At 36.1% G+C, this 13,354-nt stretch carries 9 protein-coding genes; all 9 read left to right on the top strand.

The annotated features are described in order from the left end of the window. Positions 1-232 precede the first annotated feature (232 nt). The 9 genes from DMB71_RS21150 (at position 233) to DMB71_RS21110 (ending at position 13,256) form a co-directional block, all read left to right on the top strand. Positions 233-3,238 carry a SusC/RagA family TonB-linked outer membrane protein gene (locus DMB71_RS21150; RefSeq protein ID WP_239453018.1) on the top strand — a complete coding sequence of 1,002 codons (3,006 nt, stop codon included), beginning with the start codon at positions 233-235 and terminating at the stop codon, positions 3,236-3,238. A 16-nt stretch (positions 3,239-3,254) separates the two neighbouring features. After that, positions 3,255-4,778 (top strand): RagB/SusD family nutrient uptake outer membrane protein, encoded by a 1,524-nt coding sequence (locus DMB71_RS21145; RefSeq protein WP_111369595.1) that lies wholly within the window; start codon positions 3,255-3,257, stop codon positions 4,776-4,778. Positions 4,779-4,859: 81 nt separating this feature from the next. Continuing rightward, positions 4,860-6,035 carry a glycoside hydrolase 5 family protein gene (locus DMB71_RS21140; protein WP_111369594.1) on the top strand — a complete coding sequence of 392 codons (1,176 nt, stop codon included), beginning with the start codon at positions 4,860-4,862 and terminating at the stop codon, positions 6,033-6,035. An 86-nt stretch (positions 6,036-6,121) separates the two neighbouring features. Next, a complete protein-coding gene (locus tag DMB71_RS21135) occupies positions 6,122-7,162 on the top strand; it encodes a glycoside hydrolase family 43 protein (RefSeq protein WP_111369593.1) in 1,041 nt (346 codons plus the stop codon). 230 nt (positions 7,163-7,392) lie between these two features. Then, positions 7,393-9,207: a glycoside hydrolase family 2 protein gene (locus tag DMB71_RS21130; RefSeq protein ID WP_111369592.1), complete on the top strand. Its 1,815-nt coding sequence runs from the start codon at positions 7,393-7,395 to the stop codon at positions 9,205-9,207. Positions 9,208-9,286: 79 nt separating this feature from the next. Continuing rightward, complete coding sequence (locus tag DMB71_RS21125) at positions 9,287-10,309, top strand: glycoside hydrolase family 43 protein (RefSeq protein WP_111369591.1); 1,023 nt, start codon at positions 9,287-9,289, stop codon at positions 10,307-10,309. Positions 10,310-10,333: 24 nt separating this feature from the next. After that, on the top strand, positions 10,334-11,515 hold the full coding sequence (locus DMB71_RS21120) for an aldose epimerase family protein (protein WP_111369590.1): 1,182 nt from the start codon (positions 10,334-10,336) through the stop codon (positions 11,513-11,515). 200 nt (positions 11,516-11,715) lie between these two features. Beyond that, positions 11,716-12,696, top strand: coding sequence for a glycoside hydrolase family 43 protein (locus tag DMB71_RS21115; protein ID WP_111369589.1), 981 nt, complete (start codon positions 11,716-11,718; stop codon positions 12,694-12,696). 146 nt (positions 12,697-12,842) lie between these two features. Further along, positions 12,843-13,256: a 3-hydroxyacyl-ACP dehydratase FabZ family protein gene (locus DMB71_RS21110; RefSeq protein WP_111369759.1), complete on the top strand. Its 414-nt coding sequence runs from the start codon at positions 12,843-12,845 to the stop codon at positions 13,254-13,256. Positions 13,257-13,354: the final 98 nt, after the last annotated feature.

Here is a 13,354-nt window from a genome sequence, read left to right as displayed (position 1 = left end):
TTGAATTTTCAAATAAACGATATTGATAAAATTTTAAGGTTAAAAATATGCTATCAATAAAATAAAGTTTGAAAAATCTAACCATTAATAATTTTGAAACAAAATGAACAATTTATTACAACTAAAGAATATTAGTTCTTTTTTTGTCCGCATTCCAGACGACTAAAAAAGAGCAATATTTCATTAAACCAAACCACAAAAAGAAATAAAACTATCTAAAATGCAAAAATCAATGAAAACAAAGTTCACTCACTTTTTAACGAAGAGATATTACCTCTTGGTTTTCTTTAGTTTATTACTGCAGTCCGCTTTTGCCCAGCAAATAAATGTTACGGGAAAAGTGACTACCGCAGACGGACAAGCGGTTCCTTTTGCGAATGTTTTGATAAAAGGAACTCAAAATGGTGCCGTTACTGATTTTGACGGAAGCTTTAAAATTTCGGCTAACGGAAATCAGACATTAGTTTTTAGTTCGCAAGGCTATAAAACAGTAGAAATTGCCATCAATAACAAAACTTCTATAAATGTTACCATGGCAGAAGATGCCATGAAACTCGATGAGATAGTGGTTGTAGGTTACGGATCGCAACAGAAAAAAGACCTTACGGGAGCTGTTGCGTTAGTAAAACCTGATGAAATTCAGAAAAGACAGGTTACGACAGTTGCAGACGGACTTCAAGGTTTGGTTACGGGAGTTAAAGTTCGCGGTGGCGGACGCCCGGGGCAAGAAGCCAATGTTGAAATTCGTGGACTTAAAAACCTTCAAAATACAAATCCTTTATATGTAATTGATGGTTTGGTAACTTCTGCAAACAGAGACTTTAATCCAAATGATATCGAATCGATTCAGGTTTTAAAGGATGCTTCTGCAGCAGCAATTTATGGTTCTAGAGCGGCAAATGGTGTTATTATCATTACGACTAAAAAAGGTAAAAAAGGACCGCTTCAGGTTGAAGTATCAGCAAAAAGCAGTTTTACTTCTATGCCTCGTTATGATTTAATGGGAACCGAAGAGTTTGCTAAATATAATAATATGGCGTATGACAATGCTGGACTTCCGAGACAAAACTTAAACATGGCTGTAAATACAGATTGGCAAGATGCTGTTTTTAAAACGGGAATGATGCAAGATTATAACGCTAGTTTTTCTGGAGGAGGCGATAATTCGACGTTTTTTATATCTGGAAATTATTTTGGAAATGAAGGAACAGTTATCGGAACTGATTTTGATAGAATTTCATTCCGTGTGAATTCAAGTGGTACAAAAGGAATATTTAGTATTGGAGAAAATTTAGCTATTAGTAATTCTAAAACAGATGAAATGTCTGGAAATCCAATTATTGATGTATACAGAATGACACCTACAATTCCACTTTATGACGCTTCTAACCCAGGCGGATATGGTTATGGAAAACAAGGAGTTGCCGATACTTTTGGAACAAACCCTTTGGCATTGGCCGATTTTTCTAACACAACAAACGAAAACTTTAGAATTAGAGGTAACATTTGGTCTGAACTAAAATTTGTGCCTTGGTTGAAATATCGTTTCAATTTTGGTTATGAAACGAGTTTTGATTCGTATAAATACATGAGAAAAAAAGGAAGTTGGACTTTAAACCAGCCACAAGATCCTTCTCAGACAGACCAAAACAAAGGAAGATCAGAAACTTTATTGTTTGAAAATACATTGACTTTCAAGAAAGAATTTGGAAAGCATGATATCACGGTTTTAGTGGGTCAAACGTATCAAAAAGACAATTACAATCAGATTTACGGAACAAAAAGAAATCTTCCGATGAATTCTGGAACTGGAGAATATTATGAAGTTTTAAACCAAGGAGATTCACCAGTTGTTGGAGGTTTTATTAACGAAGCAGCTTTAACGTCGTACTTAGGAAGATTAGAATACAATTATGATAATCGTTATTTATTCAATGCCGTAATTAGACGTGATGGATCTTCAAGATTCAGCGATGGCAATAAGTGGGGCAATTTTCCTTCGCTTTCTGCAGGATGGAGAATTAGCAACGAATCTTTCTTTAAATCAGAATTCATTAAAGATTTAAAATTAAGAGCAAGTTATGGAGAATTAGGATCTGGAAATATTGGAAATTATGAGTCCAAAAGCTTCGTAAATAATTTTGGACAGATTGTATTAGGAAAAGACCAGACTTTATATCCTTCTGCAACTCAAGTAAAATTATCAAATTCTGAATTGCGTTGGGAAAAACTAAAACAAACCAACTTCGGATTGGATTTAGGAGTTTTAAATAATGATTTACGTTTTACGGCAGATTATTTTATTGCTCGTACTGAAGACGTATTATTTGGTTTCCCAATTTTATTGACTACAGGAAACGATGGAGGAAACCCAATTTCTAACGCTGCAACTGTAGAAAATAAAGGTTTTGAATTGGAATTGGCTTATAGCAAAAAAATCAATGATTTCTCATTTAACGCTTCTGTCAACTTTACCAAAATAAACAACAAACTGGTTTCATTGGGTAACGGACAAAATGAAAACTACTCAGGAAACACAGTAACAAGAGCTGGTTTGCCAGTGGGAATGTGGTATGTATTGCAAACGGATGGATTATTCCAAAATCAGGAAGAAATTAACAATTACAAAAATGCTGACGGAAAAGTAATCATGCCAAATGCAGTTCCTGGAGATATTCGTTTTAAGGATAACAATGGAGACGGACAAATTACGAATGAAGATAAAACAATCGTTGGAAGTCCGTGGCCAGAATTTGAAATGGGTTTAAACGCTGGAGCTGAATATAAAGGCTTCGATTTTTCTATGAACTGGATTGCTTCTCATGGAGCTACTGTTTATGACGGATTTAGAAGTGTTGTAGATCGTTTCGATGACAATAGTAACTACAGAAGAGGCATTCAGCCTTGGACACCTGAAAATCCAAATACTGATTTTCCTAGAATTACGAAAGGTTCAACTTTAAATTCAAGAGGAGATACAGATCGTTTCTTAGAAAATGGTGATTTTATCAGATTGAAATATATCGGATTTGGATATAGCTTTCCGCAAAGTGTCTTAAAAGATTCAGGTATTTCGAGAGCAAGATTGACATTATCTGCACAGAACATTATTACAATTACTAAGTATAAAGGATTGGATCCTGAGTTTACAAACAGTAATATTTTTGAAAGAGGTGTAGATAATGGGGCATTCCCAAATCTTAGAACATATTCTTTGGGTGTAGAGTTTAGCTTTTAATTAAAAAAACAGCGTAATGAAAAAAATAATAATTATAACAGCAGCTTTTCTAGGTCTTGTTTTTACCGCTTGTGAAAACGAATTGGACTTGAACAGCCCAAATGATATTACAGTAGACCAATATTGGAAAACTGAAAGTGATGCACAAGCCGGTGTAAATTCTATTTATGCCATGTTTTATAAAGACGGTTTGTGGGCAAGATGGATTTATTTCCGTCTGGATTTAACTTCTGATGAAGGGTATAGCGTAAGTCCGTGGACAGAATTGGCAGATTGGACAAGATTCAATTATATCAATTATAATTTTTGGGAAGGAAATGCCGTAACGTGGAGAGACACTTACAAAGCTATTTTTAGATGTAATCAGGTTTTGGCGAATGTTCCGAATATTGCTTTTCAAAATGAAGAGGATAAAAAGAAAATTATAGCTCAGGCTAAATTTTTCAGAGCATTGCACTATTACTATGCCGCTGTAATTTGGGAGGATATCCCATTGGTTTTAGAACCGTCTACACCACAAGCTTTGCCACAACAGAAAAAAGTAGATGAAATTTGGGCTCAAGTTGAAAAAGATTTGAATGAAGCCTTTGAAGATTTGCCAAGAGATTGGTCAGCAGATCAGTTAGGAAGACCAGATAAAGGTGCTGCAAAAGCGTTTCTTGCAAAAGTTTATATGCAGCAGCACAAATGGCCAGAAGCAAAAATGGCTTTAGAATTTTTAATTTCTGGAGCAGGAGCGAAGTATAGTTTGGTGTCTAACTACCGAGATAATTTTACAGATACAAATGAAAATAATGCTGAATCTGTTTTTGAAATCCAATTTGGAGACCAGAGAAAAGGTGGAACTGGTGAAGATCAAAATGCAGCAGTTTCTAGTAATCGTTCTCAGTTCTTCGCACCAAGAGGAATTGGATGGTCTGACGGACAAGCGCGTATCTGGTTAGTTGACGCCTTTAAACAAGAAAACAATAAAGACGGAAAATTGGACGAAAGGTTAAGATGGACTTTATTCTACCCTCAGTTATTAGCCGATTTTGGAGACAAAACATACGGAAGAAACTGGGAATGGAACAATAACGAAGCTTGGTTTAGAAAAGGAAGTCGCGATTATTACAGAAATAATGAGGATTACTACAGCCAAGTAAACTACAGATTGGTTCGTTATGCGGATATTTTATTACGCTACGCGGAAGTTTTAAACGAATTGGGAAATACCGCTCAAGCGTATCAATATGTTGATTTGGTAAGAGCTCGTGCCAACATGAATACATTGGCGACAGCACATCCTGAAATTGGAAACGATCACGACAAATTCCTAGAGCGTTTGAAAATGGAAAGAGTTTTGGAATTGTGTGGCGAAAGCGTTCGTTGGGAAGATCTAAAACGTTGGGGAGACTTAAATTCTCAAGCTTCCGTTGATAAAATTGCGCTCCGTGATCCAGATTTTAAAAACTTCACGGTGGGTAAAAATCACAGAATGCCAATTCCGCAAAGCGATGTAGACAATAATCCAAATCTAGAACAGAACTCTGGATATTAAAACTGATTTTTTAAGGGAATCAGCAGAATTAAGCTGATTCCCTTTCATAAAGAACAATCGTTCAAAAAAAATAAAATTAAAATGAAGAAAGTAAAATTGTGTCTGACATTTATGTTAGCAGGACTCGTATTGCTTAGCTGCAACAATAAAAAAAGTAATCCTGAAGAAAAGAATAGCGAAACCGCATCAATAGAAAAAAGAGAAATCTGGACAAAAGATCAGGCCAATAAATGGTACGCAGAACAGCCTTGGTTGGTTGGAGCAAATTATTCTCCTAGCACAGCGATAAATCAGTTAGAGATGTGGCAGGAAGATACTTTTGACCCAAAAAGAATCGATCAAGAATTGGGTTGGGCAGAAAATTTAGGCATGAATATAATGCGTGTTTATCTGCACGATTTATTGCACCAGCAAGATGCTGAAGGATTTTACAAACGCATGAATCAGTTTCTTGAAATCGCAGACAAACATCATATCAAAACGCTTTTTGTATTGTTTGATTCTTGTTGGGATCCGTTTCCTGCTTTAGGAAAACAACGCGCTCCAAAACCGCATACACACAATTCGGGATGGGTTCAGGCGCCAGGTCAAAAGGCGCTTCAGGATAAAACACAATATCCTCGTTTAGAAAAATATGTAAAAGAAACCGTAGCAAAATTTAAAGATGACAAACGAATTTTAGGTTGGGATGTTTGGAATGAACCAGATAACATGACAGGACCATCATACGAGAAAGTAGAAATCAAAAACAAAGTCGATTTGATTTTACCGCTTTTAAAAGATGTTTTTGTTTGGGCGAGAGAAAGCAATCCGTCACAGCCATTGACTTCTGGAGTTTGGGTAGGAGATTGGAGCAATGAAGCGAAAATGAAACCCATGCACAAAATGCAGATTGAGCAGTCTGATATTGTTTCTTTCCACAATTACAACACACCTCAGGATTTCGAAAAAGTAATCAAACAATTACAGCGTTACGGAAAACCATTAATCTGTACAGAATATATGGCAAGACCAAACGGAAGCACTTTTGAAGGATTTTTGCCAATTGCGAGAAAATACAACGTTGGAATGATTAATTGGGGATTTGTAGACGGAAAGACACAAACGAAATATGCTTGGGATAGTTGGACTAAAACATACACTGCAGAGCCAAAAGTATGGTTTCATGAAGTGCTTCATACAGACGGAACTCCATATATCAAAGCTGAGACAGATTTGATTAAGAAAATGACTGCTGAGGCAAACAAAAAGAATTAGATAATTAGATAATGTGTCAATTTGATAATTAATGAATTTCGAAAATTTTATAATTATCAAATTGACTAATTGACACATTGAAAATTATGAAAACACACACAATAAAACAGCTCTTTTTTCTAACGATGATTTTGGTTGGATTTTCTGCTAAAGCGCAGCAGCCAAATCCTCCTGGACAGGTAAAAGGAAACGAAAAACCAAAAAATGAAGCCTACCTTTTTGCGCACATGACGCACAATGATTACGGTAGATTGTATTATTCGGTTAGTTTGGATGGACTTCATTGGGAAAACCTGAACAACGGAAAACGAGTTTTTGAAGAATACAAAGGGCATCCAGATATCTGCAAAGGGCCAGACGGGAAATATTATATCGCAGGAAACACAGGAGACGATGCAAAAGCTATCAATATTTGGGTTTCGGATGATTTGATTACTTGGAAAAAACATTCTGATTATACGCCCGACTTAAAAAGCACGCCAGATTATTCTAACGCTTTACAGCGAATTGGTGCTCCAAAATTGTATTACGACGAACCTTCTCAAAAGTTTATCATGACTTGGCACACGCCACATTTGGAAGGAACCAAAGAAGATGGCGAGCGCTATTGGGCAAGTCAGCGAACTTTGTATGTATTGTCTAAAGATTTAAAAACGTTCGAAGGAACCCCAAAACGTTTATTCGATTGGGATATGGGAACGATTGATGTTTTTATTCGTAAAGTCGGTGATTCCTATTACGCCGTGATTAAGGACGAAACGTACCCAACTTTGTATTGGACAACTGGAAAAACCATTCGAATTGCCAAATCAAAAAATCTTATAGGACCTTATTCTTTGCCCCAGCAATCTATCAGTCCAAACTTTAGAGAAGCGCCAATGTTAATTCCTTCTCCAGATGACAAAATATGGTATATGTATTACGAACAATATCCAGGTGTTTCCTACGGATTGTCTATTGCAGATAACCTAAACGGACCTTGGTTTCAAGCCTCAGGCTACACTTTTTTCTCTGATTGGGACAAATACAGCCTCCCTGAAAAAGTACGCCACGGCTGCATGATTACAATCTCTAAAAAAGAATATGACAGTTTGGTTAAGAAATTTGGCCTTACGAAGAAGTTATAAGTTTTGAATTATGAATTATGAGTTTTTGTTGTGATGGTTAAATGGTTATTTATTGAGGAATAAAATATCAATTGGAGATAATTCATAACTCATAATTCATAACTCAAAAATATGGTTAGTTAAGTTAGTTTAGTTCAGTAATTATCGGGCTTATGTGGAGATGAGCCCGGTAATTCATTTTGATTTAGAAGAAAATCATGGCATTCGTTGAATGTCTAAAAATATAGAACATGAAAAGAAAAAGTATCCTTTTTTTAGCCTTGTTTTCGGTTTTTGCAGCAAATGCACAATGGAAACCACCAGGGGATAAAATCAAAACCAAATGGGCAGAGCAGGTTGATCCTAGTAAAACTTTAGCCGAATATCCGCGTCCGATTATGGAGCGTAGCCAATGGAAGAATCTGAATGGTTTGTGGAATTACAGCATTCAGGAATTTGGCAAAACAGCGCCTTCAAAATATGATGGGCAGATTCTGGTTCCGTTTGCAGCCGAATCGAGTTTATCAGGTGTGATGAAAGAAGTTGGTGCTAAAAATGAACTTTGGTATGAAACCAATTTTTCTATTGAATCAGGTTGGAATGGTAAAAATATCCTTTTGCATTTTGGCGCTGTAGACTGGAAAACAGAAGTTTTTATTAATGATGTAAAAGTCGGATCTCATACAGGAGGATATACACCGTTTTCATTTGATATCACACCGTTTATAAAAAAAAGGAGCACTCAAAAATTGGTTGTGAAAGTTTGGGATCCTTCAAATGATGGACCGCAACCAAGAGGAAAACAAGTTAAGAATCCAGAAGGAATTTGGTATACGCCTGTTACCGGAATCTGGCAGACGGTTTGGATTGAGCCTGTAAATGCTAAAAGCATCTCAGCCTTAAAAACAACACCAAATATTGATCGAAATACGATTAGTATAAAAGCTGAGGTAAATGGAGCAGAAAAAGGAGATTTAATAGAAATTTCTGTTTTTGATAACGGAAAAGAAATTGCCAAAGAAAAAGCGGTTGTGGGTGAAAGCAACGATATTGTCTTGAATGCTCCAAAATTGTGGTCGCCTGAAAGTCCGTTTTTGTATCAGACTAAAATTCGTTTAATCAGCAAAAATAAAGTGGTTGATGAGGTAAAAAGTTATTTTGCGATGCGAAAAATTTCATCAAAAAGAGATGAAAATGGTATTGTGAGAATGCAATTAAATAACAAAGATTATTTCCAATTCGGGCCTTTAGACCAAGGCTGGTGGCCAGATGGGTTGTATACCGCACCAACCGACGAAGCTTTGAAATACGATATTATTAAAACTAAAGAATTAGGATTTAATATGATTCGCAAACACGTAAAAGTAGAGCCAGAACGCTGGTATACGCATTGCGATCAGTTGGGAATTTTGGTTTGGCAAGATATGCCAAGCGGAGACGATCAGCCGATTTGGCAAAACAGAAAATACTTTGATGCAACAGAGTTGCAACGTTCTGCAAAGTCTGAAGAAATCTACAGGAAAGAGTGGAGAGAGATCATGGATCATCTGTATTCCTATCCAAGTATTGTGGTTTGGGTTCCGTTTAACGAAGCTTGGGGACAATTTAAAACCGTTGAAATTACTGAGTGGACAAAAAATCATGATGCAACGCGTCTGATTAATTCTGCAAGCGGAGGAAATCACTTTCAAACAGGAGATATTTTAGATTTACACAATTATCCGGGCCCAGATATGTATTTGTACGATGCAAGAAGAGTTACGGTCTTGGGAGAGTATGGCGGAATCGGTCTTCCGTTAGAAGGACATCTTTGGAGAGCAAATGACAGCTGGGGATACATCAAATTTAAAAATGCGAGTGAAGTTACCGCCGAATACATAAAGTACGCGGAAATGCTTCGAAAATACGTTAAAACGGGATTCTCGGCAGCGGTCTACACTCAGACAACCGATGTTGAAGGCGAAGTAAATGGTTTCATGACTTACGATAGAAAAGTGGATAAAATGGATTTTAAAGCGGTAAATAAGATTAATACTGAGGTTATTGAGAGTTTAAATCAGAAATAAGGGCTATAATGCAAGCCAACTTTGTCAAAGTTTGAAACTTTGACAAAGTTCTCGTCACGTTTTAACATAAAAACTAAAAATGAAAAAATATCTAATCCTTTTTCTGCTTACGACGATAAGTTTTGCGCAGCAAAAAACATTCACAAATCCGATTCTTCCATCGGGAGCAGATCCTTACAGCACGTATTACAAAGGCTATTATTACTACACCAACACACTTGGAAACAAATTGGTTTTGTGGAAAACAAAAGATCTTTCGGATATCAAAAATGCTGAAAGCAAAGTGATTTGGACACCGCCAAAAAAAACTAATTATTCTGCTGAAATCTGGGCGCCTGAATTTCATATCATTAACGGAAAATGGTATTGCTATTTCGCGGCAGACAATGGTGACAACAACAATCACAGGATGTATGTTTTAGAAAATAAATCTTCGGATCCGTTTAAAGGGAAGTTTGAATTTAAAGGCAAAATTGCAGCTAAAACCGATAAATGGGCAATTGACGGAAATGTTTTTGAATATAAAAAACAGCTGTACATGATTTGGGCAGGTTGGGAAGGAGACAAAAACGGACAGCAGAATATTTACATCGCCAAAATGAAAAATCCTCTTCAAATTGATGGTGATCGAGTTATGATTTCTGCACCAACACACGATTGGGAGACACACGGAGCATTGCATGATGATGTGAATCCGCCACAGGTGAATGTGAACGAGGGACCGCAGTTTCTAGAACGAAATGGGAAAATCTTCATTGTATTTTCGGCAAGCGGGTGCTGGACCGATTTCTATGCTTTAGGATTGCTGTATTTTAGCGGAAGCGATAATTTATTAGACCCAAATGCTTGGAAAAAATCGCCTGAACCGATCTTTAAACAATCTTCAACCAATAAAGTTTATGCACCAGGGCACAATTCATTCTTTAAATCTCCTGATGGCAAAGAAGATTGGATTCTGTACCATGCCAACTCCAATCCGGGAGAAGGCTGCGGGAATAAGAGGTCGCCAAGAATGCAGAAAATAAGCTGGGATGCCAATGGATATCCCGTTTTAGGTGAGCCAGTTAGTGAAGGAACTCAATTGGCAATTCCATCAAAATAATAGCAACATTTTAAAAATCGATAAATGAAAAATATTCAGATTGCTGCGGTTGTAATGCTGGCACTTTTGCAATTCAATTGTAAAGACAGCAAAAAAGGAAATACAGTTTCAAAAGAAACAACTGAAATAGCTTCAGATTCAGTAAAAACGGTCTTAGAAGCGAAAAATTTTGACACCATAATTGATGGCAAAAAAGTCGGTTTGTACTGGATTGAAAATAAAGATATCAAAGCTGCATTTACCAACTATGGCGGGCGATTGATAGGTTTGTGGGTGAATGATAAAAACGGAAAACCAACCGATGTTGTGGTCGGAATGAATAGTGTAAAAGGCTTTAAAAACTCAACAGAACCTTACTTTGGTGCTACAATCGGAAGAGTTGGCAACAGAGTTGCATTAGGCAAATTTACGCTTGAAGGAAAGCAGTATCAGATTCCGTTAAACAATGGGAAAAATGCTTTACACGGTGGCGTAAAAGGATTTCAGGATGTAGTTTGGAACGCTGAAAAGACAAATGAAAACACTTTGGTTTTTACTTATGTTTCGCCAGATGGAGAACAAGGTTTCCCTGGAAATTTAAATGTAAAAGTAACCTACACAATCACAGATGATAATGCTGTGAGAATGGAATATGAAGCAACAACAGATAAAATTACAATTGTAAATCTAACTAATCATGCTTTTTTTAATTTGAATGGAGAAGGAAGCGGTACGATTTTAAATCACGAATTGCAGATTTATGGAGATAAATTTACACCAGTTGACGAAGGTTTGATTCCGACTGGAGAATTAAAATCGGTTAAAAATACCCCTTTCGATTTTACTTCAAAACATACAATTGGAGAAAGAATCGAAACCAAAGACGAGCAATTGAAATTTGGAAAGGGTTACGATCACAATTATGTGCTGAATACCACTAAAAAGGAGGGTTTCGTTCATGCGGCAACTATAAAAGGAGATGTTTCAGGTATTACTTTAGATATTTATACAGAAGAGCCTGGTCTACAGTTTTATAGCGGAAACTTTATGCGGAATAAAAATACGTTTAAATCGGGTGCCAAAGACGACTTTAGGACTGCTTTTGCTCTTGAAACACAGCATTTTCCAGATGCTCCAAATCAGCCAAAATTCCCGAAAATTACATTAAAAGCAGGAGAGAAGTACCATACGGTTTCTTTGTATCAATTTTCTTCGGAGAAGTTATAAGTTTTGCGTTAAAAGTTAGAAGTAGAAAACTGTTTTTATAGAAGATTTTAAATCTTCTTTTTTTCGGAAATAGAAACGGATTTTTTTCGATAAAATAATGTTTTTTGTCGAAATTTTCATTATAAATATTTTCTATAGTGATGTTTTAACTATTTGATTTTTAGTTTTTAATTTAAATTAATTAAATAAAAAGTTTAACAATGAAAATAAAAAAATATTTTAGTCTATTAAGTCTGTTTTGTGTCTTTATTTGTTGTTCTCAAGAAAAAGAAACGGCTAAAAAAACGGCTTCAAAAGACAAACCGATTTTGTTGGCAGATCCGACAATTTTTTTAGATAATGGAGTTTATTATCTGTATGGAACCACAACCGGAGATTTTCCGAACGGAGAAGGTTTTCAGGTGTACACTTCTTCGGATTTAAAAAAATGGAATGGTCCATCTGGTACACAAAATGGATTGGCATTAAAAAAAGGAGATACATACGGAACAAAAGGTTTTTGGGCACCACAGGTTTTTAAATACAACAATAAATTCTATATGATTTATACCGCTGATGAGAATATTGCCATTGCAAGCAGTGATAGTCCGCTTGGGCCATTTAAAAACGATTCTAAGGCTCCAATGTTTAATTTGGGCAAACAGATCGATCCTTTCTTTTTTGTTGATCAGGATGGCAAAAAATACCTTTATCACGTGCGTTTGACTAACGGGAACAGAATTTTTGTTGCAGAATTGAAAGATGACCTGTCTGGAATTAAAGAAGAAACGTTAAAAGAATGCATTTCTGGCGTTCTTCCTTGGGAAAATACTCAGAATGTTTCTTGGTCAGTTACGGAAGGTCCAACAGTGCTAAAACACAAGGATTTGTATTATATGATTTATTCTGCTAATGATTTTAGAAATCCGGATTATGCGGTAGGTTATGCAACAGCTAAGAGTCCGTTTGGACCTTGGGAAAAAGCGTCTGAGAGCCCAATTATTAGTAAAAAAGATGTTGGAATTAATGGAATAGGTCACGGTGATGTTTTCTATGATAAAAACGGAAAAATGAAGTATGTTTTGCATACGCATTTCAGTAATAGCGGCGTTTCACCAAGAAAAGCAGCGATTGTCGATATTGATTTTGAAGGAAATAAAATCAAAGCAAATGCGAAAAGTTTTGTTTTACTGGAAGAATAAAACTTTGTGATTTTAGAGTTGATAACTCGGGCTGACTCACTTTGGAGTCAGCCCTTTTTTTAACATTTTAACCTGCTTTTAACACAGATGCCATTTTAATATTGTCTATTTCAGTTCAGATTCGTACATTGTTAAAAATTACAGACATGACTAAAAAAATAGAAGATTTAATTCCGCATCGTGCCCCATTCCTTTTTGTGGATGAAATTATTTCTTATACGACAGAAACAATTATTGGTTTAAAGACGTTTACAGAAAAAGATGCATGGCTTCAGGGAAGCTTTCCAGATTTTAATTTTGTTCCTGGAACTATTTTAATCGAAGCGATGGCGCAATGTGGAGGTGCAGGAATAAAACTTTTAGGAATTGCAGACGGCGTTTTTGGATTGGTTAGTATGGATAATGTTGAATTTTTTGGCGGTGTCGAGTTCGATAAACTCGTTAAATTTGTGGTAAAAAACATTCGCACAAGCGAAAAAATCATAAAACAATCGGGTGAAGCTTTTGATGAGGATAGATTGATTATGAAAGGCGAGTGGATGTGTGTGAAGCTGCAGTGAAAAAGAGGCAAGATTTATTAGAAGCAAGAAACAAGAGGAAAGAATTAATAGAGGAAAGAAGCAAGAGGCAAGATCTGACAAGAGCAAAGAAAGAAGAT

This window comes from Flavobacterium tistrianum (assembly GCF_003254545.1).
Taxonomy (GTDB): domain Bacteria; phylum Bacteroidota; class Bacteroidia; order Flavobacteriales; family Flavobacteriaceae; genus Flavobacterium; species Flavobacterium tistrianum.
Note: the sequence above shows the minus strand (reverse complement) of the source record. Positions and strands in the feature narration are given on the sequence as shown.

Coding starts and splice junctions, on each gene's coding strand:
- DMB71_RS21150 (WP_239453018.1), top strand. CDS start 233: ATGAAAACAAAGTTCACTCACTTTTTAACGAAGAGATATTACCTCTTG.
- DMB71_RS21145 (WP_111369595.1), top strand. CDS start 3,255: ATGAAAAAAATAATAATTATAACAGCAGCTTTTCTAGGTCTTGTTTTT.
- DMB71_RS21140 (WP_111369594.1), top strand. CDS start 4,860: ATGAAGAAAGTAAAATTGTGTCTGACATTTATGTTAGCAGGACTCGTA.
- DMB71_RS21135 (WP_111369593.1), top strand. CDS start 6,122: ATGAAAACACACACAATAAAACAGCTCTTTTTTCTAACGATGATTTTG.
- DMB71_RS21130 (WP_111369592.1), top strand. CDS start 7,393: ATGAAAAGAAAAAGTATCCTTTTTTTAGCCTTGTTTTCGGTTTTTGCA.
- DMB71_RS21125 (WP_111369591.1), top strand. CDS start 9,287: ATGAAAAAATATCTAATCCTTTTTCTGCTTACGACGATAAGTTTTGCG.
- DMB71_RS21120 (WP_111369590.1), top strand. CDS start 10,334: ATGAAAAATATTCAGATTGCTGCGGTTGTAATGCTGGCACTTTTGCAA.
- DMB71_RS21115 (WP_111369589.1), top strand. CDS start 11,716: ATGAAAATAAAAAAATATTTTAGTCTATTAAGTCTGTTTTGTGTCTTT.
- DMB71_RS21110 (WP_111369759.1), top strand. CDS start 12,843: ATGACTAAAAAAATAGAAGATTTAATTCCGCATCGTGCCCCATTCCTT.